At 67.1% G+C, this 26,273-nt stretch carries 25 protein-coding genes; 13 read left to right on the top strand and 12 right to left on the bottom strand.

All coding sequences use genetic code 11. The features are described from left to right. Positions 1-14 precede the first annotated feature (14 nt). Positions 15-806, bottom strand: a complete 792-nt coding sequence (locus EYZ64_RS13355) for an SDR family NAD(P)-dependent oxidoreductase (protein ID WP_135453866.1) — start codon at positions 804-806, stop codon at positions 15-17. Between the two features lie 5 nt (positions 807-811). Further along, positions 812-1,588 carry a glucose 1-dehydrogenase gene (locus tag EYZ64_RS13360; RefSeq protein ID WP_135453867.1) on the bottom strand — a complete coding sequence of 259 codons (777 nt, stop codon included), beginning with the start codon at positions 1,586-1,588 and terminating at the stop codon, positions 812-814. 443 nt (positions 1,589-2,031) lie between these two features. Here EYZ64_RS13360 and EYZ64_RS13365 point away from each other — a divergent pair, with 443 nt between their 5' ends. After that, the gene (locus tag EYZ64_RS13365) at positions 2,032-3,678 is read left to right on the top strand and encodes a flavin-containing monooxygenase (protein ID WP_167857818.1); all 1,647 of its coding nucleotides are present in this window, start codon (positions 2,032-2,034) and stop codon (positions 3,676-3,678) included. A 57-nt stretch (positions 3,679-3,735) separates the two neighbouring features. Here EYZ64_RS13365 and lipP1 read toward each other — a convergent pair whose 3' ends face one another. Continuing rightward, positions 3,736-4,671, bottom strand: coding sequence for a LipP1 family hormone-sensitive lipase (gene lipP1, locus EYZ64_RS13370; RefSeq protein WP_135453868.1), 936 nt, complete (start codon positions 4,669-4,671; stop codon positions 3,736-3,738). Positions 4,672-5,133: 462 nt separating this feature from the next. Between lipP1 and EYZ64_RS13375 the strand changes: the two genes are divergently transcribed. Then, positions 5,134-6,489: a histidine phosphatase family protein gene (locus EYZ64_RS13375; RefSeq protein ID WP_286174857.1), complete on the top strand. Its 1,356-nt coding sequence runs from the start codon at positions 5,134-5,136 to the stop codon at positions 6,487-6,489. Between the two features lie 102 nt (positions 6,490-6,591). On the opposite strand, the gene EYZ64_RS13380 is transcribed toward EYZ64_RS13375, so the two are convergent. After that, positions 6,592-8,028 carry an RNA polymerase sigma factor gene (locus EYZ64_RS13380; RefSeq protein WP_135459987.1) on the bottom strand — a complete coding sequence of 479 codons (1,437 nt, stop codon included), beginning with the start codon at positions 8,026-8,028 and terminating at the stop codon, positions 6,592-6,594. A 207-nt stretch (positions 8,029-8,235) separates the two neighbouring features. After that, positions 8,236-9,057, bottom strand: coding sequence for a polyphosphate--glucose phosphotransferase (gene ppgK, locus EYZ64_RS13385; protein ID WP_135453869.1), 822 nt, complete (start codon positions 9,055-9,057; stop codon positions 8,236-8,238). Between the two features lie 157 nt (positions 9,058-9,214). Between ppgK and EYZ64_RS13390 the strand changes: the two genes are divergently transcribed. After that, positions 9,215-10,063, top strand: coding sequence for an inositol monophosphatase family protein (locus tag EYZ64_RS13390; protein WP_135453870.1), 849 nt, complete (start codon positions 9,215-9,217; stop codon positions 10,061-10,063). Here EYZ64_RS13390 and cei read toward each other — a convergent pair. Beyond that, positions 10,037-10,684, bottom strand: coding sequence for an envelope integrity protein Cei (gene cei / locus EYZ64_RS13395; RefSeq protein WP_135453871.1), 648 nt, complete (start codon positions 10,682-10,684; stop codon positions 10,037-10,039). The two genes, EYZ64_RS13390 and cei, sit on opposite strands and share 27 nt — an antisense overlap. Before the next feature lie 165 nt (positions 10,685-10,849). Between cei and EYZ64_RS13400 the strand changes: the two genes are divergently transcribed. Further along, the gene (locus EYZ64_RS13400; RefSeq protein ID WP_019344626.1) at positions 10,850-11,152 is read left to right on the top strand and encodes a DUF4193 domain-containing protein; all 303 of its coding nucleotides are present in this window, start codon (positions 10,850-10,852) and stop codon (positions 11,150-11,152) included. Positions 11,153-11,185: 33 nt separating this feature from the next. On the opposite strand, the gene EYZ64_RS13405 is transcribed toward EYZ64_RS13400, so the two are convergent. Further along, positions 11,186-11,665 (bottom strand): DUF3093 domain-containing protein, encoded by a 480-nt coding sequence (locus tag EYZ64_RS13405; RefSeq protein ID WP_135453872.1) that lies wholly within the window; start codon positions 11,663-11,665, stop codon positions 11,186-11,188. Between the two features lie 25 nt (positions 11,666-11,690). Here EYZ64_RS13405 and dut point away from each other — a divergent pair, with 25 nt between their 5' ends. Then, positions 11,691-12,155, top strand: coding sequence for a dUTP diphosphatase (gene dut, locus EYZ64_RS13410; RefSeq protein ID WP_135453873.1), 465 nt, complete (start codon positions 11,691-11,693; stop codon positions 12,153-12,155). Further along, positions 12,155-12,958 carry a DUF3710 domain-containing protein gene (locus EYZ64_RS13415; protein WP_167857819.1) on the top strand — a complete coding sequence of 268 codons (804 nt, stop codon included), beginning with the start codon at positions 12,155-12,157 and terminating at the stop codon, positions 12,956-12,958. The genes dut and EYZ64_RS13415 overlap by 1 nt, the downstream gene beginning before the upstream one ends. An 11-nt stretch (positions 12,959-12,969) precedes the next feature. Here the strand turns inward: EYZ64_RS13415 and EYZ64_RS13420 are convergent, their stop codons facing one another. Further along, the gene (locus EYZ64_RS13420; protein ID WP_167857820.1) at positions 12,970-13,689 is read right to left on the bottom strand and encodes an alpha/beta fold hydrolase; all 720 of its coding nucleotides are present in this window, start codon (positions 13,687-13,689) and stop codon (positions 12,970-12,972) included. Between the two features lie 134 nt (positions 13,690-13,823). On the opposite strand from EYZ64_RS13420, the gene EYZ64_RS13425 reads away from it, so the two are divergent. Both EYZ64_RS13425 and EYZ64_RS13430 read left to right on the top strand, forming a co-directional pair. Further along, positions 13,824-14,195, top strand: coding sequence for an OB-fold nucleic acid binding domain-containing protein (locus EYZ64_RS13425; RefSeq protein WP_044517882.1), 372 nt, complete (start codon positions 13,824-13,826; stop codon positions 14,193-14,195). 98 nt (positions 14,196-14,293) lie between these two features. Further along, positions 14,294-14,887 (top strand): DUF3159 domain-containing protein, encoded by a 594-nt coding sequence (locus EYZ64_RS13430; RefSeq protein WP_135459988.1) that lies wholly within the window; start codon positions 14,294-14,296, stop codon positions 14,885-14,887. A gap of 15 nt (positions 14,888-14,902) precedes the next feature. Here the strand turns inward: EYZ64_RS13430 and EYZ64_RS13435 are convergent, their stop codons facing one another. Both EYZ64_RS13435 and EYZ64_RS13440 read right to left on the bottom strand, forming a co-directional pair. Then, positions 14,903-15,571, bottom strand: coding sequence for a potassium channel family protein (locus EYZ64_RS13435; RefSeq protein WP_135453876.1), 669 nt, complete (start codon positions 15,569-15,571; stop codon positions 14,903-14,905). Continuing rightward, the gene (locus tag EYZ64_RS13440) at positions 15,571-16,245 is read right to left on the bottom strand and encodes a potassium channel family protein (RefSeq protein ID WP_135453877.1); all 675 of its coding nucleotides are present in this window, start codon (positions 16,243-16,245) and stop codon (positions 15,571-15,573) included. Before EYZ64_RS13440 ends, EYZ64_RS13435 begins: the two co-directional genes overlap by 1 nt. Before the next feature lie 105 nt (positions 16,246-16,350). Here EYZ64_RS13440 and EYZ64_RS13445 point away from each other — a divergent pair, with 105 nt between their 5' ends. After that, positions 16,351-18,348, top strand: a complete 1,998-nt coding sequence (locus EYZ64_RS13445; RefSeq protein WP_135453878.1) for an APC family permease — start codon at positions 16,351-16,353, stop codon at positions 18,346-18,348. Next, positions 18,345-19,565 carry a class I SAM-dependent RNA methyltransferase gene (locus EYZ64_RS13450; RefSeq protein WP_135453879.1) on the top strand — a complete coding sequence of 407 codons (1,221 nt, stop codon included), beginning with the start codon at positions 18,345-18,347 and terminating at the stop codon, positions 19,563-19,565. The genes EYZ64_RS13445 and EYZ64_RS13450 overlap by 4 nt, the downstream gene beginning before the upstream one ends. 19 nt (positions 19,566-19,584) lie before the next feature. On the opposite strand, the gene EYZ64_RS13455 is transcribed toward EYZ64_RS13450, so the two are convergent. Next, positions 19,585-20,673 carry a GGDEF domain-containing protein gene (locus tag EYZ64_RS13455; protein WP_135453880.1) on the bottom strand — a complete coding sequence of 363 codons (1,089 nt, stop codon included), beginning with the start codon at positions 20,671-20,673 and terminating at the stop codon, positions 19,585-19,587. Positions 20,674-20,862: 189 nt separating this feature from the next. Here EYZ64_RS13455 and nhaA point away from each other — a divergent pair, with 189 nt between their 5' ends. From nhaA to EYZ64_RS13470, 3 genes are read left to right on the top strand one after another with little or no spacing between them, the layout of a single operon-like run. Then, entirely contained in the window at positions 20,863-22,155 is a 1,293-nt protein-coding gene (gene nhaA, locus EYZ64_RS13460) for a Na+/H+ antiporter NhaA (RefSeq protein ID WP_135453881.1), read from the top strand. 28 nt (positions 22,156-22,183) lie between these two features. Next, positions 22,184-24,097 carry a 1-deoxy-D-xylulose-5-phosphate synthase gene (gene dxs / locus EYZ64_RS13465; RefSeq protein WP_135453882.1) on the top strand — a complete coding sequence of 638 codons (1,914 nt, stop codon included), beginning with the start codon at positions 22,184-22,186 and terminating at the stop codon, positions 24,095-24,097. A 21-nt stretch (positions 24,098-24,118) separates the two neighbouring features. Continuing rightward, positions 24,119-25,018, top strand: a complete 900-nt coding sequence (locus tag EYZ64_RS13470) for an alpha/beta fold hydrolase (RefSeq protein WP_135453883.1) — start codon at positions 24,119-24,121, stop codon at positions 25,016-25,018. 3 nt (positions 25,019-25,021) lie between these two features. On the opposite strand, the gene EYZ64_RS13475 is transcribed toward EYZ64_RS13470, so the two are convergent. Further along, complete coding sequence (locus tag EYZ64_RS13475) at positions 25,022-26,272, bottom strand: HRDC domain-containing protein (RefSeq protein ID WP_135453884.1); 1,251 nt, start codon at positions 26,270-26,272, stop codon at positions 25,022-25,024. Position 26,273: the final 1 nt, after the last annotated feature.

Genomic DNA, 26,273 nt, shown 5'->3' on the forward strand with positions numbered 1-26,273 from the left:
TTCGTTGCCGGTGATCAGGCGTGGGTTCCACCGTCGATCCGGATCTCGGTGCCACTGATGAACGCGCCGTCGTCGGAGACCAGCATCGCGATCACGCCGGCGACCGCGGACGGGTCACCCATCCCGGCACCGCCGGAGGCCAAGGTGGTCGGCATGATCGGCGACAGCTTGGCGAACAACGACCAGTCGCTGTCGGCGGGAACGAGTCCCGGTGTGGCGTCGGTGATTCCGGACTTGATGCTGCCCGGCGCCACACTGACGGCTCGCAGACCCTGCTTGCCGTACTCCAGCGCGAGTGAGTGCGTCATCGCCTGGATTCCGCCCTTGCTGGCCGCGTAGGCCGCCATGTACGGATGCGCGAACGCCGCCGAGGTCGAGCTGAAGTTCACGATCGCGCTCCGCGGATTCTCCAGCAGCGCCGGCAGGGTTTCACGGATCACCAGGAATGTCCCGGTGAGATTGACGGCGATGATCTGGTTCCAGGCCTGCAGGCTCATCTCATGGGTGTGCACCGCGCGCAACATGCCCGCGGCGTTGACCACCGAGTCGAGGCCGCCGAGCGCCTCGACCGCGGTTCGCGCGCCCTCGATCACCGAGGCCTCGTCGCCGATGTCCATCGTCAGCACCGTGAACCGGTCCGAGGTGCCGGCCTGCTGCGCGCTCTGCCGGGTGGCCTCCAGCCCGTCGGCCGAGATGTCGGCGCCCACCACCGCGGCGCCCTCGTCGAGCAGTCGCAGCGCGGTGGCCTGTCCGATGCCGGATCCTGCGCCGGTCACCAGGATCCGGCGGCCCTCAAGTCGATTCATCACTATCACTGTCCCATCACGTATTTCACGGTCGGACCGGTGGTCCAGCCGCCGTCGACGGCGATCTCGGCGCCGGTGACGTAGGTGGAGGCGCCGGACAGCAGGTAGCCGACGGCGCCGGCGATCTCGTCGGCCTCGCCGACGCGGCCCATCGGGGTGTTGGGATAGTTGCCCTCACCCCGTTCGATGCCGATCTGTGCGGTCATCGGCGTGTAGGTCATGCCGGGATGCACCGAATTCACCCGGATGCGGTCCGGACCCAGTTCGACCGCGGCGATCTTGCTCAGCCCGCGCACGCCCCATTTGGACGCGCCGTACCCGGCGGTCAGCGCCAGGCCCATCAGGCCGGCGGCCGAGGAGATGTTGACGATGGAACCTCCGCCGGCCGCGCGCATCGGGGCGATGACCGCCTGAAGGCCGTTGAAGACGCCGACCAGGTTGATCTCGAGCACGGTGCGGAAGTGGTCGAGTGGCTCGTGCTCGATGAACTGTCCGGTCGAGATGCCTGCGTTGTTCACCAGGCCGTTCAGTTTGCCGAACTCGGCCAGGGTCAGCTCGACCGCGGATTTCCACTGTGCCGCATCGGTCACGTCGAGGTGGACGTAACGGGCATTGGCCCCCAGCGCGGCGGCCAGCGCGGCGCCGTCATCATCGAGGACGTCGGAGATCACCACCTTGCCGCCACGCGCGACGATGTGCTGAGCGAACGCCGCGCCGAGGCCGCGTGCGCCGCCGGTGACGATCGCCACGACGTCCGACAAGCTATCCGAATCTGCTTGCATCCCAACAACTTCCTTTCAGGGTGAATGTCGGCTGGATTCAGTGTCGATCCTCGCCGCAGCACCGTCGGGTATGAACGCCACGATATTCGTCGCGGTGTTGGCGTGCCGGAAAGTCCCATTCAGCGGGAGCAGTGCTGGGGCCACTCCGTGCCCTCCATCGACACGAACATGGCATCCATGCCCGGCAACCGCTTCACTCCTTCCCCCGTTCGCCAGACACCCAGACGTGGACGCCCGAACCTATTCGGAATCAGCCCATGGTCCGGTGCGAAATTACCGGTCAGACAGACTTCAGTTCCGGCGGAGGGTAACTGCGGCCCGCCCCGGCGCCGTTTGCTGCGGAGCCCGGAGGCCCCTCGTACCGGTGAGTGAGACAACGGGTGTCCGCCGCACACCCTGGTTCGTAACGTGACAAGTCGAATCTTGAAGTGAAAGGCAACACAGTGACAGCCCAGCCAGCTCCGTCAGGTACCGCCGAACGCACCTCCGCGGAGGTGGATGTCGTTGTCGTGGGAGCCGGTTTCGCCGGGCTGTACGCACTGCACCGCTTTCGCGAGCAGGGCCTTTCGGTGCGGGTGTTCGAGGCCGCCGACGGGGTGGGCGGCGTCTGGTACTGGAACCGCTATCCGGGCGCCCGCTGCGACGTCGAGAGCGTCGACTACTCCTACTCGTTCGATTCCGACCTTGAGCAGGAGTGGAACTGGACCGAGAAGTACGCCACCCAGCCGGAGATCCTGGCCTACCTCAACCACGTGGCCGACCGGTTCGACCTGCGGCGTGACATCTCCTTCGGGACCCGCGTGACCGACATGGTGCTCGACGAGAAGACGCTGCGCTGGCAGGTCCGCACCGACCGCGGCGACGTGGTGTCCGCGCGGTTCTGCATCCTGGCGGTCGGGCCCCTGTCGAACGCGAACATCCCGGCGATCGAGGGCCTCGATTCGTTCGCCGGCGAGGTCTACCACACCGCGCACTGGCCGCACGAAGGTGTTGATTTCACGGGCAAGCGGGTCGGCGTGATCGGCACCGGATCCTCGGGCATCCAGGCGATCCCGTACATCGCCAAAGAAGCCGCACAGCTCTACGTCTTCCAGCGCACCCCGAACTACAGCGTGCCGGCCGGCAACATTCCGCTCGACGACGAGACGCGGGCCGCGCAGAAGGCTGGTTACACCGAGCGGCGCAGGCTCTCGATGCTCAGTGGTGGCGGCTCACCGCACCAGCCTCATCCCAAGTCCGCCCTGGAGGTCTCCGCCGAGGAACTGCAGCAGGCCTATGAGCGGCGCTGGGAATTGGGCGGTGTGTTGTTCTCCAAGGCCTTCCCGGATCAGCTGCTCACCATCGAGGCCAACGACACCGCGCGCCTGTTCTGGGAGCAGAAGGTGCGGGCCGTGATCGACGATCCCGCCGTGGCCGACGTGTTGATCCCGAAGGATCATCCGATCGGCGCCAAGCGAATCTGTACCGACGACAACTACTTCCAGACCTTCAACCGGGGCAACGTCTCGTTGGTGAATCTGCGGGCCACGCCGATCGAGCGGATCGACGCCTCCGGTCTCGACACCACCGAGGAGCACTACGAGCTCGACGCACTGGTGCTGGCCACCGGATTCGACGCGATGACCGGATCGGTCCAGAAGCTCAACGTGGTGGGCCGGGGCGGCCGGACCCTCAATGAGGCGTGGGCCGAGGGGCCGGAGACCTACCTCGGCCTCGGTGTCCCGGGCTTCCCGAACCTGTTCAACATCGCCGGTCCAGGCGCGCCTTCGGTGCTGGCCAACATGGTGCTGCATTCGGAGTTGCACCTGAACTGGGTGGCCGACGCGATCGCCTATCTCGATGCTCAGAGCGCTCCGGCGATCGAGGCGCGCGAGGACGCGGCGGCCGAGTGGGTGGCTGAGTGCACCCGCCGTGCCGCTGGAACGCTTATGCCGCAGGCCAATTCGTGGTACCTCGGGGCGAACATCCCGGGCCGGCCGCGGGTGTTCATGCCGTTCGTCGGCGGCTTCGGCGTGTACGGCGAGATCATCGCCGACGTCGCAGCGGCCGGCTACAAGGGCTTCGACATCCACCAGGATCTGACCGTCTAGCGGCGGTCCCTGCGGGGGCCGGCTGCTTCGGGCGCCGACCTCCGGCACAGGGATCGGTCAGCCGTCGCGGTCCAGCACCGCTCGGATGTCGGCGCACACCTGCCGCCTGGCGGTGCCGGCTAGGGTGAGTGCCGGCATGGTCATGAACCCGTGGATGGCGCCGGAGAAACTCCGGTGCGCGACCGGAACACCCTGGGCTGCAAGCGCTTCGGCATAGCCTTCGCCTTCGGAGTGCAGCGGGTCGAAACCCGCGGTGATCACCACTGCCGGTGGCAGTCCGGACAGATCCGCGCGTAGTGGCGACGCATGGGGGTGGGCGCGGTCGTCCGCGTCCGGAACGTACTGGTCCCAGTACCACGCCATGGCGGCACGGGTGTTGTAGAACCCCGTCTCGAACCGGCGGTAGGACTCGGTGTCGAAGTCCGCGGCAGTCACCGGATACAGCAGCGCCTGACACGCGATGTCCGGACCGCCGCGATCGCGGGCGAGGATCGTGGTGACGGCGGCGAGGTTGCCGCCGGCGCTGTCGCCGGCGACGACGATCTTCGAGGCGTCGCCGCCGAGTTCGTCGGCGTTGCGCGCAACCCAGCACAATGCGGCGTACACGTCGTCGGCGGCTGCCGGCCAACGTGACTCCGGCGCCAGCCGGTAGTCGACGGACACCACCGCCGCGCCGATGCCGTTGGACAGCGACCGGCACAGGTCGTCGTGCGTGTCGAGGTCGCAGAACACGAATCCGCCGCCGTGCGCGAACACCACCATCGGTGCCGGGGCATCGGAAGACGTTTCCGGCCAATAGATCCGGACGGGAATATCACCCCCGGGTCCCGGTATCGTCCGGTCCTCGACTGACCCGATGGGCTGTGGTCGGTCTGTCGGCCGATACCGGGACCGCACGGCGGCCCTGGCTTCGGCCCCGCTCATCGTCTCGACAGCAGGAAAGCCGGCATTCAGTACGGGCAGTAGTTCCGCGATCTCCGGATCGACTTTCATTTCCGCCTTTTCGTCGGGTTGTCGGTACCCGGCAACCGGTCCTGCATCCCACCAAACCACATTGGCGCCGGCCCCGGGGTGTGTGTTCCGCGCAGCGGGATCAACGAGTCCGGCTCTCGGCCAGCACGATTGAGGCCCGAACGGGTGCGGGCCGCACCCCGGCTATACCACACCGCCAAAAGTCTTGTACCGCTGAGCGAGACAGCAGTTCCGGGATGTGCGGGGGGTGCGCACGATCACATGGCCGGGCCCGCTGAGGCATCGGACATACCGAGGCGGTCGGTTCGAGCGTCGCTCCCAAGCGCGAAATCCGCCAAGGGCCGGGCAATTCCGGGCCGTCATCACGGCGTGCTCGACAACCAAATAGATGGAGAGGCAATGGACCGACATAGCAAGTTCGACAACGGCGCCGTACCCGCTGTGCGTCGTCGTTCGAGAACGAGATGGAGAGCCCTTAGCATCATGCTCACTGCCATCGGCTTCTTCGTGATGTCCGTGCTGCCGGCGTGGGCCGCCGAGAACATGCGGGTGACTTTTGTGCGGCACGGTCAATCCGCGGGCAACACGTCGGGGAACATCGACACCTCGACGCCGGGCCCGTCGCTCACCCCGCTGGGGCGAGAGCAGGCCCGGGCAGTGGCCGACAAGCTGGGGGACAACAACTATGACGCCATCTATGCGTCGCAGATGATCCGTACCCAGCAGACGGCAGAACCGATGTCGGCCTATCTGGGTCTGCCGATCCAGGTGCTGCCCGGCCTGCAGGAGATCGAGGCCGGCGACTACGAGGGCACTCCCGAGAGCGGGGCACTCGGCGGTTACCTCAAGGCCCCGATCGCCTGGGCGTTCGCCGGTCAACTCGGCGCACGCATCCCGGGTTCGATCGACGGCAATGAGTTCGACGCGCGCGTCGACGGCGCGTTGAAGACCATGTACGACAAGGGCGACCGCAACGTCGTCGTGTTCTCGCACGGCGGCACCATCATGTTCTGGACCATGATGAATGCCAAGAACCTCACCTTGGCGGAGAAGGGCATGCTGCTGAGCCAGCACGCGCTGGGCAACACCGACTACGTCGTCATCGAGGGAAACCCCGAGGACGGCTGGACATTGGTGGACTGGAACGGCCAGCGGTTCAGCCCCGAGCCCACATTCGGGCATGAGGTCGGGCTACAGGTGCGGACGCTGACCCGCCAGCTCGAAGCCGCCATGAAGCAGGTCACCGACTCGTTCGCCACCGGTGACGTGATCAAGGTTGCGACGGCGATCAACCGCAGTGTGGCCGACGCGTCCTTCTCGGTGGCCAAGTTCAACCGGGCGATCAATGCCGAGGTCATCAAGCGGGTCGGCAAAGCCATCGATGAGGTACGCAATCCGGATTCCGATGCGGTGTCGGAGCTCACCGACAAGATGTCCGACACGGCCAAGAGCGTTTTCCCGAACACCGGTTCGGTCACGGACCTGCTGAAGCCGTTGAACGCTGCGGTGGCCGATCCGAAGGAAGCGTCGGAATCGACCGGTTCCGATCGCGCCGGTGCGACCCCGAAGGTCACCTCCGCGGTGCGGGGCAACGGTGCGACCGACCTGACCGCCGGCAACATGGTCAGGCCCGGCAAGGCCTTCGTCGATGTCAAGCGCGCCGGTGAGCAGGTGCGTACCGCGGTTTCCGATGCCGCCGATCAGCTCAGGTCGACGGTGAGGTCGTCGATCGGCAGCATCACCGGTGCCACCAAGAAGGTGTCCGAAAGTGCGGGCGCGCCAAGCGCTTCGCGCGATGCCGCGGGTTCCGACAAGGCTTCGGCCGATTCGGACGGCTGATGACCGCGGGTAGGCCGGCGTAGTTTCGCCGCGCCGGCGGCAAGAAATCGGCCCCCTCCGTCAGACGGAGGGGGCCGATGTCGTCGTGGCTGGTCGAGCGGACTAGTCCAGGTAGTCGCGCAGCACCTGGGAGCGGCTCGGGTGACGCAGCTTGCTCATGGTCTTGGACTCGATCTGGCGGATGCGCTCGCGGGTCACGCCGTAGACCTGGCCGATCTCGTCAAGGGTGCGAGGCTGACCGTCGGTCAGGCCGAACCGCAGCCGGACCACGCCGGCCTCACGCTCGGACAGCGTCTCCAGCACGGACTGCAGCTGATCCTGCAGCAGCGTGAAGGACACGGCGTCGACGGCCACCACGGCCTCGGAGTCCTCGATGAAGTCACCGAGCTGGCTGTCCCCCTCGTCGCCGATGGTCTGGTCCAGCGAGATGGGCTCACGCGCGTACTGCTGGATCTCCAGCACCTTCTCCGGCGTGATGTCCATTTCCTTGGCCAGCTCTTCGGGCGTGGGTTCGCGACCCAGGTCCTGCAGCAGCTCGCGCTGGATGCGGCCGAGCTTGTTGATGACCTCGACCATGTGCACCGGGATACGGATGGTGCGGGCCTGGTCGGCCATGGCGCGGGTGATGGCCTGGCGGATCCACCAGGTGGCGTACGTGGAGAACTTGTAGCCCTTGGTGTAGTCGAACTTCTCGACCGCACGGATCAGGCCCAGGTTGCCTTCCTGGATCAGGTCCAGGAACGCCATGCCGCGGCCGGTGTAGCGCTTGGCCAGCGACACCACCAGACGCAGGTTGGCTTCCAGCAGATGGTTTTTCGCGCGATCTCCGTCACGGCAGATCCACTGGAAGTCGCGTCGCACCTGAGTGGTGAGCTTTTCGCCCTTCTCGGCGAACTCGGCCATCTTCTGGGTGGCGAACAGCCCGGCCTCGATGCGCTTGGCGAGCTCGACCTCTTCCTCGGCGTTGAGGAGGGCGACCTTGCCGATCTGCTTGAGGTAGGCGCGGACCGAGTCGGCCGAAGCCGTCAGCTCGGCGTCCTTGCGTGCCTGCCGCAGCGCCTCGGACTCTTCCTCATCCCACACGAAGTCGCCGGATGCCTTGTCCTTCTCGGACGGCTCGGGGTGGTCCTCGTCGGCCTTGGCCGCCTTGGCCGGTGCGGCGGCCTTGGCGGCCTTGCCTTCCTCAGCCTCGTCCTCGTCCTCGTCGTCGCCCGCGTCCTCGACGTCGTCATCCGTGTCGAGGTCGTCGTCGAGCTCGAGGTCGGTGTCCTCTACGTCGAGATCTTCGCCGGGACCCGCTTCCAGGTCGTCGCCGGTCTCGAGATCGTCATTGACGTCCTCAGGCTTGCCCGCCGCGGCCTTGGTGGCCTTCTTGGCGGGCGCCTTCTTGGCGGGAGCGCGCTTGGTGGCGGTGCCGCCCTCGGCCTTGGCCGCGGTGCTCTTGGCTGCCCGCTTGGCCGGGGCCTTCTTGGCGGGAGTCTTGGTAGCGGTGCGCTTCACCGGCTCGTCGGTCGCCGGGCTTGCCTTTGTCGCTGCCACGTACACCCTTTCGGTCTCACGAAATTTCTCGGCGAGCATGGGCATACTCCACCGAAAGCGTCTGCTATCGAATGTTGGCGTTCTTATCGGCTGGGGATATTCACCGCTATTCGGTAGGCGGCCGCCGAAGACCATTGTAACGACAGTGTGGGTGTTCACCGTGCCGAGCGGCAAATTTCGGCACGTGACCGACCGAAAGCGGCAAAGTTACCCGGCGGTAGCCTGCGTGCCGGCGGGCTCCTGGTCCTGACTGGCCATGGCCGCGCCCACGATGCCGGCCGTGTTCAGCAAAGCCGCCGGAACGATCGGGGTGCGGATCTTCAGCAGTGGCAGCCACTTGTCGGACTTGCGGCTGATGCCGCCGCCTGCGATGAACAGGTCCGGCCAGATCGCGTTCTCGATCGTCACCAGCACCTTGTTGACCTCTTCGGTCCACCGCGCGTAACTCCACTCCTTGCGCTCCTTGACCGAGGATGCGGCGCGGTGTTCGGCCTCCTTGCCGTCCACTTCCAGGTGGCCAAATTCGGTGTTGGGCAACAACACACCGTTGTGGATCACCGCCGAGCCGATGCCGGTGCCGAAGGTCAGCAGCACCACGACACCGGAGTTGTCCTTGCCCGCCCCGTAGCGCTCCTCGGCAAGGCCTGCCGCGTCGGCGTCGTTGAGTACACGCACCGGCAACCCGCCGAGCGCGGCGCTGATCACCTCGGCGGCGTTCACCCCGATCCAGCCCTTGTCGACATTGGCCGCGGTGCGCACGACGCCGTCGGTGACGACGCCCGGGTAGGTGACGCCGACGCTGCCGGTCCAGCCGAACTCGGCCACCACCGCAGCCACCGTTTTCGCCACCGATTCGGGGGTGGACGGCTGCGGCGTGTCGAGCTTGAACCGCTCGCCGATGAGCTGCCCGGTATCGAGGTCGACGATGCCGCCTTTGATGCCGCTGCCGCCCACGTCGACGCCGAATCCGCGGCGTGGGGCTTCGGCGGCGGGAACCGGATCTGCCGCGGGTGCATCGGGTGCGGTCATGGGTGCTCCTTTGTGGGACAGGCGGTGAGCAGGCTGTCGGACAGGATGGGGACAAACCAAGGCGCGACCTCACCCTAGTCGTTGAACATCGCACCCGCGGGTGGTCTGACATCCACCGCGAAGCGACATTTCGGGCAGAAGATGCTGCGATAGGGCCGTGACCGACAACAGTTTCGATGCTCCCGCCTTGCGGGTGGTGGCCGAGCAGCTGGCCACCGAAGCCGCCGAGTTCGTCGCCCGCCGCCGCGCCGAGGTGTTCGGCGCCGTCGAGCCCTCGGGCGGCCCGGTGGCTTCCGGTGCCGTGAGATCTAAGAGCACCCCGACCGACCCCGTCACGATCGTCGACACCGAAACCGAACGGTGGCTGCGCGAGCGGCTGGCGGTGTTGCGGCCCGAAGAGGCGATCCTGGGGGAGGAGGAGGGCGGTCAGCAGGATGACCGCCCGGGGCTGAGCTGGGTGCTCGACCCGATCGACGGCACGGTCAACTTCGTCTACGGGATACCGGCCTATGCGGTGTCGGTGGCCGTGCAGTACGACGGGCGGTCGGTGGCCGGAGCCGTGGCCGATGTGCCTGCCGGTGAGGTGTACTCGGCTGCCCTGGGGCATGGTGCCGAGGTGGTGCGGGACGGGGTCCGGAGCCCGCTGCGGTGCAGCGGTGTCCAGGACCTGTCCATGACGCTGCTGGGGACCGGGTTCGCCTACGATCCCGGCCAGCGCGCGCGTCAGGCCGCGGTGCTGGCCCAGGTGCTGCCCTCGGTGCGGGACGTTCGCCGCATCGGCTCGTGTGCGCTCGACCTGTGCATGGTCGCCGCAGGCCGGTTGGACGCCTACTACGAAGAGGGCGTCCAGGTCTGGGACTGGGCCGCGGCGGCGCTGATCGCCGCAGAGGCGGGAGCGACGGTGTGGTTGCCGACCGCTCCCGGTGCCGAGTACGTGGCGGCGTCGGCGCCGGCCATCGCCGACGCCCTGCACGACGCGCTAGCAGGCGCCGGTATGGATCTTTGACAGCAGCGCGGAATCCGACGGCGCGGTGGCGTCGGGCCGCAGGCTGGCCAGCACGGCCTTGATGTCGTCGTTGCTGGCGAGCTCGCTGAATTCGGTGCCGAGCGCCAGATCGACCCCTGCGTCGGGCCTTTCGTCCTGGAACAGCTCGGTGCACGGGGCCACCAGCCACACGGCGGCGGCAGCGGTGCGTCCGGACGGGCCGAACCGGATCTGGCCCTGGCATTCCAGCCGCGTGCTGGCGTAGATCGGGTCGTTCGCCGCTTCGGGTTGGGCGAAGCCCAGATCGCGCAGTGCACCGGCCACCTCGCCGGCCTGGCCGCCCTGGCCGCTGGCGTTGAGGACCCGGATCCTGGTCTCGGCCAGCGGTGCCGGTGTGACGTCGGTCATGGCCGAGCGGGCCACTTGCTCGCCGAGTTTGGGGGCAGCCGGATCGGTGGCGGGCGGCGGGTTACAGGCCGTGGCCTCGCGCACATCTGCGGGCTGATTGAGGGCGATGATCCAGACGATCATCGTCACCACCGCCAGCGCGACGAAGAGCACGATGCCGGGAACGAAACTGCGCCGACGGAACGGTCGACCATGCCGGTCGAAGGCGGTTCCATCGGTGATTTGCGCGACCACATCTGCACTCTAGGGGTAAAGGTGTTCGCTGACGCAGCAGTGCTCAGACGGTAGTGTGATGTAAATCACACTGAAACGTGTGGCAATACGGGCACGAATCATTTGGGGAATGCGTTCGACGCTGGTACAAAGCTCTGCTGCAAGGTAAGGGAGGGGACACAGACGATGGCTACCGACTACGACGCTCCACGGCGTTCCGAAGCAGACGAGGTTTCTGAGGATTCGCTCGAGGAGCTGAAGGCGCGGCGCAACGAGGCGCAGTCCGCCGTGGTGGATGTTGACGAATCAGAATCGGCCGAGTCGTTCGAGCTGCCGGGCGCAGACCTGTCCGGCGAGGAACTGTCGGTACGGGTGGTTCCGAAGCAGGCCGACGAGTTCACGTGCTCCAGCTGCTTCCTGGTGCATCACCGGAGCCGGCTGGCAAGCGAGAAGAACGGCGTGATGATCTGCACGGACTGCGCCGCCTGACGGCGGCTCAGCCGCTCAAGCTTGATTCGCGGCTCAGCCGCGGAGCGCACCCAGGACACGATCCGGATGGCGCGAACTGACGAGCCAGTACGGGGTGGGGTCATCCGGATCGTCGAGCACTACCAGCACCATCGGGCCCACCCAGGCCCGGTGTACGACGAAAGCGGCGGGATCGAGCTGACGACCCAGCGCGGCCGACTTGGCCGACCGCGGTACCTCCGCGGTCCGGGAGATGACGCTGGTCGGCAGGTGTGCGTCACCGACCCACAACTCGGTGTCGCCGGCGTTGTCGCGCACCACCTTCAACTCCGTCTTGCTGAACCACATCAGCACGGCCCCCGCCACGCCGAAGAGCAGCACGTAAGGCAACCACGCCGGAATCGCCGGCGCGGCCAGGCCGATCTCGAATGCGATCACCCCTGCCAGCACCGCAGCCGGCAGGGACCACCACCACGGGACCCACAAACGTTCGCGGTAGTGAACGCTTTGGGTGGTTGCGCGCGTGTCTGACACGCGGCTCAGAGTAATCTGTGACGTCGTGTCCACCTCTCTGGCGGTCGTCCGATTAGACCGCGAACTACCGATGCCCAGCCGGGCGCACGATGGGGACGCGGGCGTAGACCTCTACAGCGCGCGCGATGTCGAGCTGGCCCCCGGGCAACGCGAGCTCGTGCCGACCGGGGTTGCCGTGGCCATTCCGCACGGAATGGTGGGATTGATCCATCCGCGCTCGGGTCTGGCTGCCCGCGTGGGACTTTCGATCGTCAACAGCCCGGGCACGATAGACGCCGGTTATCGCGGCGAGATCAAGGTTTCGCTGATCAACCTCGATCCCGACACGCCGATCGTCATCAACCGCGGTGACCGGATTGCCCAGCTGTTGGTTCAGCGGGTAGAACTGCCCGAGTTGGTCGAGGTGACCTCATTCGACGAGGCGGGCCTGGCTGACACCTCCCGTGGCGACGGCGGCCACGGTTCCTCCGGCGGACATGCGAGTTTGTGATGGCATTCGGAAAGCGCAAGAGCAACGATTCGGCTGACGACTCGGCTCGTCAGAACGATGACGAGCAGGTTGTCGAGCAACCGGCACCAGTGGAGCAGGCCGACGACTTCGACGAGGGCTCCGACGACGGCCCGTTCGACATCGAGGACTTCGACGATCCCGAGGTCGCGGCACAGGGCCGGCTCGACCTCGGCTCGGTACTGATCCCGATGCCCGACGGCGGACAGGTCCAGGTCGAGCTCAACGAGGCCGGGGCGCCGAGCGCGGTGTGGGTGGTGACCCCGAACGGGCGGTTCACCATCGCCGCCTACGCGGCACCCAAGAGTGCCGGCCTCTGGCGTGAGGTGGCCGGCGAGCTCGCCGAGTCACTGCGCAAGGACGCCAGCTCGGTGAACATCCAGGATGGCCCCTGGGGTCGCGAGGTGGTCGGCGCGGGTAACGGCGGCGTGGTGCGCTTCATCGGCGTCGACGGCTACCGCTGGATGGTGCGCTGCGTGGTCAACGGCGCCCCCGAGACCATCGACGCGCTGACCGAAGAGGCGCGGGCATCATTGGCAGACAGCGTGATTCGTCGCGGTGACACGCCACTGCCGGTGCGCACGCCGCTGCAGGTGGAGCTGCCCGAGCCGATGGCGGCTCAACTGCGCGCCGCAGCGCAACAGGCCGCGATGCAGCAGGCCGCCCAGCAGCTCGCCGCCGCGGCACAGGCGCTGCCGCAGGATCAGCCGCCGGCCGAGCCGGCGGCGCGCCGCAGCGTGCAGGGCTCGGCGATGCAGCAGCTGCGCACCATCACCGGCGGGTAGTACCCCCGCCCTCAACGCCCCACGGTGTCGCTCGCGGCCTCCTGCAGCGCCGCCAGGCATGCCGCACCCAGCACGCCGGTATCGACCCCCATCTGGTCGAGCGTGACCGATCGCAGCGCCGCCCGCGGCGCCGCGGTCACCCACTCGTATCCGACCTCGGCCGGATGCACGGGATCATCGGTGGCCACCGCGACGCCCATGGGTACCGCGAGTTGTTCGAGTTCGGCACTGCCGGGTGCGCGGTAACCGGCGGCTTCCTCCATCGCATCGGGCAGGGTCGGCCACTGGCCCACCCAGGAGCGGGCCAGTTCGTCGGCCAGCCACGGCGGGCTGGAGGCACGCATCTGCGCGACCGTGGCGGCCAACCCGTCCCGGCGCAACAGCTCCGCCGACTGCCGGGCCAACAGCGCGGCAGGGGCGTGCTGGGAGGAGCCCGTCCATGGCGGCAGGGCGGCCAGCACCGCCACGGTGTGGCCGGGGTGGTCCAACGCCCACCGGAGCGCCACGACGGCGCCGATGGACACTCCGCCGACCGCGATCGGGCCCGATCGGGCCGCGTCATCCAGCGCGTGCAGGTAACCCTCGACAAGCCGGTCCGGCGTGGGTGGTGGGGTCACCACCAGAGCTTCGGCGGCGTGCAACGCACCCGAAAATGCCCGGTAGACGTAGTTATCGTCGGACCCGGTACCGGGCAGCAGAACGGTTGGGACACCGTGCAGAATGACGCTCATCACACGATCGTGCCTGCCCCGTCAAATCCTCGGCGCGCCGACCCGTACCCCACGTGGCATTCCCTCAACAAGAGGTCTACCGTGGCCTTGGTTGGGCGGATTCACAGTGGATCTGCAGAAGGTCAGGAGAGGCCATGGCTACGGCCGAAGGGTATCTGCGCCGGCTTACGCGACGCCTGACGGAAGACCCCGAACAGCTTGATGTCGAAGAGCTCAGCGACGAGGCCGCCAATACCGGCGCGCTCAGGGCGATCGACGCGCAGCGCGGCCAGGAAGTGACGATGGTCGGCACTCTGCGCAGCGTCGAATGTAACGGCAAGGGGTGTTCCGGCGGTATCAAAGCCGAACTGTTCGACGGGACCGACACGGTGTTGTTGGTGTGGCTCGGGCAGCGCCGCATTCCGGGTATCGAGTCGGGCCGTACCCTGCGGGTGCACGGCCGGGTCGGCAAGCTGGAGAACGGCGCCAAGGCGATCTACAACCCCCGCTACGAAATCCAGAAGTGAGCCAGGCCGAAAAGAACACAGGCGACGCACCTCAGCCCCCCGAGAGTGATCCGGCGCCGACCCCTGCCCATGGCGGCGGCCGAGCGGTGCTCGACCAGATGGGCGGCATCAGCGGGCTGATCTATTCATCGCTGCCGGTGGTGGTGTTCGTCCCGGTTTCCACCACGTTCGGGCTGATGCCCGCGATCGCCGCCGCGCTCGGCGTGGCGACCCTGATCCTGATCTGGCGGTTGATCCGCCGAGAATCCGTTCAGCCCGCGGTGTCGGGGTTCTTCGCCGTCGGCGTCAGTGCCCTGATCGCCTACGTGGTGGGGGAGTCGAAAGGCTATTTCCTGCTTGGGATCTGGAGCTCACTGGTATACGCCGTCGTGTTCGGGGTGTCGGTGCTGATCCGGCGCCCGCTGGTCGGCTACATCTGGGGCTGGGTGAATTCACACGACCGGGCCTGGCGTGATGTCCGTCGGGCCGTGGTGGCTTTCGATGTCGCCACGCTCACCTGGGTCGCGGTGTTCGCATCGCGATTTCTGGTTCAGCAGTACCTCTATGACTCCGACCAGACGGGCTGGCTGGGCTTCGCGCGCATCGCGATGGGCTGGCCGCTGACCGCCGTCGCCGCGTTGGTGACCTATCTGGCCATCCGGGCCGCGCAGCGCGCCCTACACGCGCAGGACGCGGCTCAAAGCGCCGACTGAGCGCGGTACGCCGGGCTAGCGCGGCGCCGGATGCAGCAGCAGTTCCCGCAGTTCGTCCTCGGACTCGGTGACGGCCACGAACAACAGTTCGTCACCACCTTCGAGGGGCTCATCGGATTCGGGCACGATCACCCTGGCTCCGCGCAGGATCGTCACCAGCGCGGTGTCACGGGGCAGGTCGAGACGCCGGACGGGACGTCCGCCCCACGGGGTGTCGTCGGGCAGCGTGATCTCGACCAGGCTGGCCTGCCCCTTACGGAACTCCATCAGGCGCACCAGATCACCGACCGCAACGGCCTCCTCCACGAGCGAGGCGAGCATGCGTGGCGTCGACACGGCCACGTCCACGCCCCAGTTCTCGTCGAACAGCCACTCGTTGCGTGGATCGTTGACGCGGGCCACCACCCGGGGCACCGCGAATTCGGTCTTGGCCAACAGGCTGACGACGACATTGACCTTGTCGTCACCGGTCGCCGCGATCACCACGTCGAATTCTTCGAGCTTGACCGACTCCATCACGGAGAGCTCGCAGGCGTCACCGAGCCGCCAGTGCGCGGCCGGGATGGCGTCGACGTCGATATGGTCGGGATTGCGCTCCAGCAGCGTCACGTCGTGATTGCTGTCGAGCAGCTCGCGGGCGATGGAGCGGCCGACGGCGCCGGCCCCGGCGATGGCAACTTTCATCAGTGGGACTCCAAGTCCTCGCTCGGCGGCAGCGCCGCGATGGCCAGTGCCTCGGCGATGTGCCCGGACACGGCGGCCGCGTACACCTGGTCGCCGGCCTGGATCACGGACTTCGGTTCGGGCAGGTAGCCGTTGCCGAACCGGATCATGAAGGCCACCCGGCCGCCGGTGGCGGCCTCCAGGTCAGTGACCAAGTGCCCGGCCCAATCCTGGTGCAGCGGAAGTTCGGCCACGCCCACGTTGCCCGACGGATCCCGCCACTTGGTGGTCTCGGTCTCCCTGGTCAACACGTTGAGCAGTCGATCGGTGGTCCACGGCACCGTGGCCACGGTGGGGATGCCCAGCCGCTCGTAGACCGCGGCACGCTTGGCGTCGTAGATACGCGCCACCACGCGCTCGACACCGAACGTTTCGCGGGCCACCCGGGCCGAGATGATGTTGGAGTTGTCGCCCGAGGAGACCGCGGCGAACGCGCCGGCCTCCTCGATTCCGGCGCGCAGCAGCACGTCGCGGTCGAAGCCCATCCCGAGCACGCGCTCGCCGGCGAACTCCGGCGACAGCCGGTGGAACGCGGTGCTGTCACGGTCGATGACCGCGACCTCGTGGCCGATACGGGCCAGGCTGTCTGCGAGGGAGGCGCCTACCCGGCCGCACCCCATGACGACTACACGCACCCGACGGTCCTTTCCGGTGGCAGAAACGTGCTGTTGCACTGTCCGTGCCCTCGAACGCTACAGCTTTGTGACGACTTTTCCCTTTCGGGCTTAGTCTTGGCTCTCGTGTCCAAGCTTTCGACGGCGACGCGCCGGTTGGTACTGGGGCGGCCGTTCCGCAGCGACAAGCTCTCTCACACCCTTCTGCCCAAGCGAATCGCTCTGCCGGTGTTCGCCTCCGACGCTTTGTCGTCGGTCGCCTACGCGCCGGAGGAGATCTTCCTGGTGCTGTCGGTGGCAGGGCTGACCGCCTATTCCCTGACGCCGTGGATCGGCCTTGCGGTCGCAGGCGTCATGTTGATCGTGATCGCGAGTTACCGGCAGAACGTGCATGCGTATCCGTCCGGCGGCGGGGATTACGAGGTCGTCACCACGAACCTCGGGCCCACCGCGGGGCTCACGGTCGCCAGCGCGCTGATGGTGGATTACGTGCTGACAGTTGCGGTGTCGATGTCGTCGGCGATGTCGAACATCGGCTCGGCGGTGCCGTTCGTCGCGCAGCACAAGGTGCTGTTCGCGGTGGTGGCGATCCTGCTGCTGGCGTCGATGAACCTGCGCGGGTTGCGGGAATCGGGCACCGCGTTCGCGATTCCCACCTACGCCTTCATGATCGGCATGTACATCATGCTGGGCTGGGGCCTGTTCCAGATCTACGTTCTGGATCACCCGCTGCGCGCGGAATCCGCCGGTTTCGAGATGCGTCCCGAGCACGGCGAGGTGCTCGGCTTCGCACTCGTGTTCCTGGTGGCTCGGGCGTTCTCCTCGGGTTCGGCGGCGCTGACCGGTGTCGAGGCGATCAGCAACGGGGTGCCCGCCTTCCGTAAGCCCAAGTCGCGCAACGCAGCGACCACCCTGCTGCTGCTCGGGGTGATCTCGGTCACCTTGTTCATGGGGATCATCCTGCTGTCGAAGGCGACAGGAGTGCAGATGGCCGAACGGCCCCAAGAGCAGTTGATCGGTGCGCCGGCCGATTACCACCAGAAGACGTTGATCGCGCAGCTCGCCGACGCGGTGTTCCACAACTTCCCGGTGGGCCTGTACCTGATCGCGGGGGTCACCGCGTTGATCCTGGTGCTGGCGGCGAACACCGCGTTCAACGGGTTTCCGGTGCTGGGGTCGATCCTGGCCCAGGACCGGTACCTGCCGCGGCAGCTGCACACCCGCGGTGACCGGCTGGCGTTCTCGAACGGCATCCTGTTCCTGGCCTTCGCCGCGATCGCCTTCGTGGTGGCTTTCCGCGCCGAGGTGACGGCGCTGATCCAGCTCTACATCGTGGGCGTGTTCGTGTCGTTCACGCTCAGCCAGATCGGCATGGTCCGGCACTGGACCCGGTTGTTACGCACCGAAACCGATCCGGCGGTGCGGCGGCACATGATGCGGTCGCGGATCATCAACGCGGTCGGTCTGACGGCTACCGGCACGGTGCTGGTGGTCGTGGTGGTGACCAAGTTCCTGGCCGGTGCCTGGATCGCGATCCTGGCGATGAGCGCCCTGTTCGTGATCATGAAACTCATCCACAAGCACTACGACACCGTGGCCCACGAGCTCGAGGGGCAGGACGAAAGTGAAGACGGCGACATCGTGCTGCCCAGCCGCAACCACGCGGTGGTCCTGGTGTCGAAGCTGCACCTGCCGACCAAGCGGGCGCTGGCCTATGCGCGAGCGACCCGGCCGGACGTGTTGGAGGCGATCACCGTCAGCGTCGACGACGCCGAGACCCGTGCCCTGGTGCACCAGTGGGAGGACAGCGATGTCAGTGTGCCGCTGAAGGTGATCGCTTCTCCTTATCGCGAAATCACGCGCCCGGTATTGGATTACGTCAGACGGGTGACGAAGGAATCGCCGCGGACCGTGGTGACGGTGTTCATCCCGGAATACGTCGTGGGTCACTGGTGGGAACAGGTGTTGCACAACCAGAGTGCGTTGCGCCTGAAGGGCCGGCTGTTGTTCATTCCGAACGTGATGGTGACATCGGTTCCGTGGCAACTGAATTCGTCGGAGCGCTTGAGGGCGCTGCAGCCCCGGGTCACCCCGGGTGATGCGCGTAGAGGATTCCTGGAATGACGGAACTGACGCTGACCACGGGCCCGGCTGCCAACGGTGGCAGTTGTGTGGCCCGCCATGACGGGCGCGTGGTGTTCGTCCGGTATGCCCTGCCCGGTGAGACGGTGCGGGTCAACGTGTTCGACGAACGTGGATCGTATTGGCACGCAGAGGTTGTCGAGGTCGTCGAAGCTTCGCCGGACCGGGTTTCCTCGCTGTGCACGATCGCCGGGGTGGACGGTGCCGGATGCTGCGATCTGGCGTTCGCCGAGCCAACGGCGGCGCGGCAACTCAAGGGCTCGGTGGTGGCCAACCAGTTGGCCCGGCTGGGCGGATTCACCTGGCGCGACGAGGAAACCGCCGTGGCCGAACCGGTCGGCACCGGTGAGGCCCGCGGCTGGCGGACCCGCGTGCGGTTGGACACCACCGCCGACGGCCGGGCCGGGTTCCACCGCTACCACAGCGCCGAACTGGTCACCGACCTCGATTGCGGACAACTGCCCGCCGAGCTGACCGACGGCCTGGCCGGGATGCGTTGGACACCAGGGGCGCACGTGCACGTGGTGTTGGACTCCGACGGCCGCAGGCACATCGTGCAATCGGGTCCCAAGCCGGCCGGCGGTAAAGGCAGCCGCGCGGCCGGCCCCAAAAATGCCACCCGCGTCATCGAGGGCGATTACGAGGCGGTGCAGCGCGTCGGCGGACGGCAGTGGACGCTTCCGGTGACGGCATTCTGGCAGGCCCACCGCGATGCAGCCGCCCTCTACAGCGGGCTGGTGGCCGAATGGTCCGGGCTGCAGCCGGGCATGACGGCGTGGGACCTGTACGGCGGTGCCGGAGTTTTCGCCGCGGCGCTGGCCGAACATGTCGGGCCCGACGGTCGCGTGCTGAGCGTCGATACCTCGCGTGGGGCGTCGCGTGCGGCGCGCACCGCACTGGCCGACCTGCCCTGGGTCTCGGTGGTCACCGACTCGGTGCGACGCGCCCTGTCTGCCGAGTCGGGACGCCCCGACGTCGCGGTGCTCGACCCGCCGCGCACCGGCGCCGGCCGCGAGGTGATCGATGCGCTGGCCGCCACCGGCGTGCCGCGGGTCATCCACATCGGTTGCGAGGCAGCGTCATTTGCCCGCGACATCGGGCTGTATCTACGGCACGGCTATACCGTGGAGGATCTGCGGGTGTTCGATTCCTTCCCGCTCACCCACCATGTGGAGTGCGTCGCGGTGCTGACCCGCTGATCAGGACGGGCGGCCCCGTTCACTCCTGGGCGTCGGGGCCGATCGTCGGAGTGGGGAAATGCGCATAGGTGGCCCGATTGCCGCCCTGGGCCCTCGACTGGTTCATCGCGGTGTCGGCAAGTGCCACGAGGGCGTCGACGACCTGCGGGGTGGGCAGTTCGGTCAGCGGGCGCAACTGGCTGCAGGCCGTGCCGATGCTGGCCGTCAGGCGCATGGGCGTAGTGGTGATGGCCATCCGGATCCGGTTGACCAGGGGTGAGGGGTCGTTGGTCTTGAACACGTCGGCGATCAGGAATTCGCTGTCGGACACGTGGGCCAGCGGGACTTTGTGGCGAACGGTCTCCCGGATGGCTTGGGCGACGGCAACCCGGGCATGGAACGTGCTGTGGCTGCCATCCATGTCGCTCAGTAGCGCCATGTCATCGATGCCGACCGCCACGATCACCAGGTACTGGTCGTCGTGGCGGCTGTGGGACCCCAGCATCGTGGCGGTGTGCATGTCGAACGCCTCGCGGTTGAGCAGGCCGGTCAACGGGTCGATCTCGCCCGGGTGCTGGACCCGGTCGGGTTCGATCAACTCGACCGCCATCCGGCACAGCGCCGAGGTACTCAGGATCACGAGGAGCGCCACCAGCGTGCCCACGGCCCCCAGCCAGACATCCGTCAGCCCTACCCGCACGCCCAGGAAGGCCACCACCGCGCCGGAGGCCACCCAGGTCAGGTGCAGCACCCGGCGACTGTGCAGGAAGGCCGTATAGGCGGTGATCAGGCTCAACGAGCTGGAACCCATCAGCCCGACAACCGGGTCCACCAGCAGGATGCAGGTCGCCGCGATACAGGCGGTGCCGATGGACACGACGGTCCACGACTGGGTGCGGCTGGGCCACTGCCGCCGCCACCACCACTGCGCGAGGGTCAGGCCGCCGATGGCCACGGCCACAGCCACGTACTGGAGGCCGCCGTGCGGGCCTTTCGGGCTGACCAGCAACAGCAGCGGGACCAGACTCAGTCCGATGATGGTGACCCCGACGAGGCGTTGCATCCAGGTGCGCTTGCCCTGCGCAGCGAGCAGGGCAGTACGCGCGTAGTAGTTATCGAATGGACTCAACCCGCACCCCGGAGTAATCGACTTCGTCTACACCTTACGTAATCATGATGGTCGGTGTTTTGCCGCCGGTTTGAGGCGCTGCCATGGACTTCGTCGGGGATTTGCTCACGTATTCCACCTGTTAGCGTGAATCGCAGGTGTGCCGGGAAGTCTGGTCGGCGTTCGATGCATGCTGACCTCAGGAGCCCGATGAACAATCGCCGTGAACACAGCACTCGACGCTTGCTGGCACGCGGGACCTGGCCGGAGTGGCAGCGCGTGTCGGAGCTGCTGCGCACGGAGACGGTCGGCGGGGCGTTACTGCTGGCCGCCGCCGGCGCGGCGCTGGTCTGGGCCAATTCACCGTGGTCATCCGGCTATCACCGACTCTCGGAGTTCGTCGTCGGCCCACAGTCTCTGCATCTGGACCTGAGTCTGTCGGCCTGGGCGGCCGACGGACTGCTGGCGATCTTCTTCTTCGTCGTGGGTGTGGAGCTCAAGCGGGAGTTCGTCGCGGGGGACCTGCGGGATCCGGCCCGGGCTGCGCTGCCCATTGCGGCGGCCGTGGGCGGCATGGTGGTGCCCGCCGCGATCTTCGTCGGGATCAACCTGTTCTCGGGCCATCCGGAGAACATCGACGGGTGGGCGGTGCCGATCGCCACCGACATCGCCTTCGCCCTGGCGGTGCTGGCCGTGGTGTCCACCCACCTTCCTGCCGCGCTGCGGATTTTCCTGCTGACGCTGGCGGTCGTGGACGATCTGCTGGCCATCACGGTGATCGCGGTTTTCTTCACCGATCACGTGGCGCTCGGGCCATTGTCGGCAGCGTTGATCCCGATCGGGTTGTACGCGGTCGCGGTGCAGCGGGGGATGCGTCAGTGGTGGATTCTGATGCCGCCGGCCATCCTGGCCTGGGCGCTCGTGCATGCCAGTGGCGTGCATGCCACGGTGGCCGGCGTGGTGCTCGGTTTCACCGTTCCGGTGCTGGGCCGCCACGCGTCGGCCGAGCACTTCGAACACCTCGTACGGCCCCTCTCGGCAGGGTTCGCCGTGCCGGTGTTCGCGTTCTTCGCCGCGGGCGTGACGGTCGGTGGCTGGTCGGGCTTCGCCACGGCGTTGTCGCATCCGGTGACCATCGGGGTGATCGCGGGTCTGGTGCTCGGGAAACCCATCGGTGTGCTGGGAACCACATATTTGCTGGCCCGTTTCACTCACGCGAGCCTGGACGAGGATCTCGCCTGGCGGGATGTGCTGGGTGTCGCGATGTTGGCCGGGATCGGTTTCACGGTGTCGCTGCTCATCGGTGAACTGGCGTTCGGGCATGCGTCCGTGGCCGACGACGACGTGAAGATCGCGGTGGTCACCGGATCGGTGGTGGCAGGCCTACTCGCCTCGGTCGTTCTGGTGTCGCGCAATGCCGCATATCGCCGTATCCACCAGCTGGAAACCCTCGATGCCGACCACGACGGTGTGCCCGATGTCTATCAGCCTCGGCAGGACTGACTTCGGGATGCGTGCGTACACTGGCTGGATGCTTGAACAGGTCCGCGGTCCCGCTGATCTACAGCACCTGTCACAGTCCGAGCTGACTGATCTGGCACAGGAAATCCGTAAGTTCCTGATCCACAAGGTCGCTGCAACCGGCGGACATCTTGGCCCCAATCTGGGTGTCGTCGAACTCACCTTGGCGCTGCATCGCGTGTTCGATTCGCCGCACGATCCGATCATCTTCGACACCGGCCATCAGGCGTACGTGCACAAGATGCTGACCGGGCGCGCCCAGGATTTCGACACCCTGCGGTGCAAGGACGGTCTGTCGGGGTACCCGTCGCGCAGCGAGAGCGAGCACGACTGGGTGGAGTCCAGCCACGCCAGCACGGCCCTGTCCTACGCCGACGGTCTGGCCAAGGCCTTCGAGCTGACCGGACACCGCAATCGCCATGTGGTGGCGGTCGTCGGTGACGGCGCCCTGACCGGCGGCATGTGCTGGGAGGCGCTGAACAACATCGCCACCGGTGGTCGCCCGGTGGTCATCGTCGTCAACGACAACGGCCGCAGCTATGCGCCCACCATCGGTGGCTTCGCCGACCACCTCGCGGGTCTGCGCCTGCAGCCGGCCTACGAGCGGATCCTCGAAGAGGGCCGCAAGGCCGTGCGCGGGCTGCCCATCGTGGGCGAGTTCTGCTATCAGTGCATGCACAGCATCAAGGCCGGCATCAAGGACGCGGTTGCCCCGCAGGTGATGTTCACCGATCTGGGGATCAAGTACGTCGGTCCGATCGACGGCCATGACGAGCATGCGGTGGAGAGCGCGCTGCGCCATGCCCGCGGCTTCAATGCCCCGGTGATCGTGCACGTGGTCACCCGCAAGGGCATGGGTTACACGCATGCCGAGAACGACGAGGCCGATCAGATGCACTCGTGCGGCGTGATCGACCCCGAGACCGGGCTGGCCACCAAGGCGTCGGGCCTCGGGTGGACGTCGGTGTTCTCCGACGAACTGGTCAGGATCGGCGGCAAACGGCGCGACATCGTGGCGATCACCGCGGCCATGCCCGGGCCGACCGGTCTGAGTGCATTCCGGGATCGGTTCCCCGACAGGTTCTTTGACGTCGGCATCGCCGAGCAGCACGCCATGACCTCGGCGGCCGGGCTCGCCATGGGTGGCCTGCATCCGGTGGTGGCGATCTACTCCACGTTCCTCAACCGCGCGTTCGACCAGCTGATGATGGATGTGGCGCTGCACAAGCTGCCCGTCACCATGGTGTTGGACCGGGCCGGTGTCACCGGGCCGGACGGAGCCAGCCACAACGGGGTCTGGGACCTTTCGATTCTCGGCATCATTCCGGGCATCCGGGTCGCCGCCCCCCGCGACGGTGCGCGGCTCCGGGAAGAACTCGGCGAGGCGCTGGCTGTCAACGACGGCCCGACCGCCCTCCGGTTCCCCAAAGGTGATGTGGGCGACGATATTCCGGCAGTCGAGCGGCGCGGTGGCGTCGATGTGCTCGCCGTCCCGGCAACCGGTCTGAACCACGACGTACTACTGGTCGCGGTGGGCTCGTTCGCGACGATGGCCCTGGCGGTCGCCGAGCGACTGCGCAATCAGGGCATCGGTGTCACGGTGGTGGATCCGCGCTGGGTCCTGCCGGTCCCGGAGGCCCTCGGCGAGCTGGCCCGCGGTCACAAACTGGTGGTCACAGTCGAGGACAACGGTGTGCATGGCGGCATCGGTTCGTCGGTGTCGGCGGCGCTGCGCCACTCCGAAATCGATGTGCCGTGCCGGGACCTCGGTGTCCCGCAGGTCTTTCAGGATCATGCTTCGCGTGGCGAGGTACTCGCTGAGATCGGTCTGACCGACCAGCACATCGCCCGTCGGATCACAGGCTGGATCGCCGCGATCGGTGCGTCGGAGGGCGAGCAGGAAGTCACGCATCAGGTGGACTAGCGTCCGGGCAGGATTGCAGGCATGGATGCCGAATTGCAGAGCTGGAAGGACGCCGGGCGGTTCTTCGACTACCTGGGCTTCGACATCTTCTACCGGGTCGAGGGAAACGGACCGAATCTTCTTCTCATTCACGGCTATCCGTTCAACTCCTGGGACTGGTCGCTGATCTGGCCCACGTTGACCGAGCGGTTCACCGTCATCGCGCCGGACATGATCGGGATGGGTTTCTCCGACAAGCCCGTCGCCTACGGCTACTCAGTAGCCGACCACGCCGACATGCACGAGGCGCTGCTGGATCACCTCGGGGTCGGAAGTGCCCACATCCTGGCCCATGACCTGGGTGATTCGGTCGGTCAGGAGCTGTTGGCCCGCCACGAGTTCGGCGGACGGTCCTACGGGGCACTGGACATCGACTCGATCACCTGGCTGAACGGCGGACTGTTCAACGAGGCCTACACCCCACGGCTGCTGCAGAAGGTGATGTCGCGAACCCCGTTGGGCGACATCATGAGTCCGCTGCAGGGCAGTCGGTTCTCGCGTCGGATCGTGGAGCCCACCATCAACGAGATGTTCGGAGTGAACACCAAACCGTCGCCGGAGCTCATGGACAAGTTCCACCAGATCCTGGAGTACAACGACGGCAAGCGGGTCATCCACAAGGTCGGCCGGTTCGTCAACGACCGCTACACCCACCGGAACCGGTGGGTACGAGCCATGCGGGAGACCTCGGTGTCGATGCGGTTGATCGACGGGCCGTCGGACCCGAATTCGGGGCGGCACATGGCTAAGCGCTATCGCGAGGTGATTCCCGATCCCGATGTGGTGATGCTCGCGGACGACATCGCGCACTGGCCGCAGATCGAGGATCCACAGGCGGTGCTGTCGCATTTCCTGGCCCACATCGACCGGGTCAGCGGGTGAGCGTCAGTCGGTGGAGCTGAGCGCCTTGGTCAGCACCGGCACGGTCAGCTCCCGCTGCCACGGACGGACGTTGGACTCGACGAGGAATTCCTCCACTGCGGTGGCCACATCGGCGACCGGACGCCAGTCCCAGCACAGTCGGCGCACCACCTCGGGGGTGATGAGGTTCTCGGCAGGCACCGAAACGCGCTCCGACAGTTCGGCCAGGCCGGCGCGAGCGGCTTCGAGCCGGGCGGCGGCTTCTGGCTTGCGCCTGGCCCAACGGGCTGCCGGGGGCGGGCCGCTCTGGCTGTCGTTGGCCTCTGGCGAGTCGGTGCTCTCCCTGGCCCGGTTCAGTGCGTCCAGCCAGACCTTGGCGCTTTTCCGCTGTTTGGAGCCACCGAAGACCGGCAGCGCGATGAGCTCGTCGACGGTCTTGGGATCGGCCGTCGCCGCGTTGATGATCGCGGCGTCGGGCAGAATCCGTCCGGGCGCGATGTCGCGGCCGCGGGCGATGGAGTCGCGGGTGGTCCACAGCTCGCGTACGGCCGACAATGCCTGCGGGTTGCGCACCTTGTGGATGCCGGAGGTGCGCCGCCAACGGTCACGCCGGGTGGGCTGTGCCACATAGGTGCGTAGGTACTCGAATTCCTGTGTCGCCCAGTCGGTTTTGCCCTGCTCTTCGAGGACCGCGGCGATCGCGTGGCGCAGTTCCAGCAGCACTTCGACGTCCAGGGCGGCGTAGTTGAGCCAGTCCGGCGGCAGTGGACGTTTGGACCAGTCGGCCGCGCCGTGCCCCTTCATCAATTGCAGGCCGAGCAGCCGTTGCACCATCGCAGCCAGGTTGACCCGCTCGAAACCGGCCAGCCGGCCCGCCAATTCGGTGTCGTAGAGCTTGCCCGGGCGCAGGCCGATCTCGGACAGGCACGGCAGGTCCTGATCGGCGGCGTGCAGCACCCATTCGTCCTGGGACAGGGCTTCGGCGACCGGCGCCATCGCGTCGATGGGGGAGCCGCCGTGGTTGACCGGGTCGATCAGCGCTGTGCCCGAACCGGAGCGACGGATCTGCACCAGGTACGCGCGGTTGGAGTAGCGGAAGCCGGACGCACGTTCCGCATCGATCGCGAAGGGCCCGCTGCCTTTGGCAAGAGAGGTTGCTGCAGAAGAGATCTCACCCGCAGTGACGCAGACCTCGGGAACCCCTTCGGCGGGCGAGAGCAGCGGGGTTGAGTCGGCCTCTTGGGGCTCGGCAGTGTCTGGGTCTTCGTCAGTCATC

It is taken from the genome of Mycobacterium sp. DL99, assembly GCF_004762045.1.
Classification (GTDB): domain Bacteria; phylum Actinomycetota; class Actinomycetes; order Mycobacteriales; family Mycobacteriaceae; genus Mycobacterium.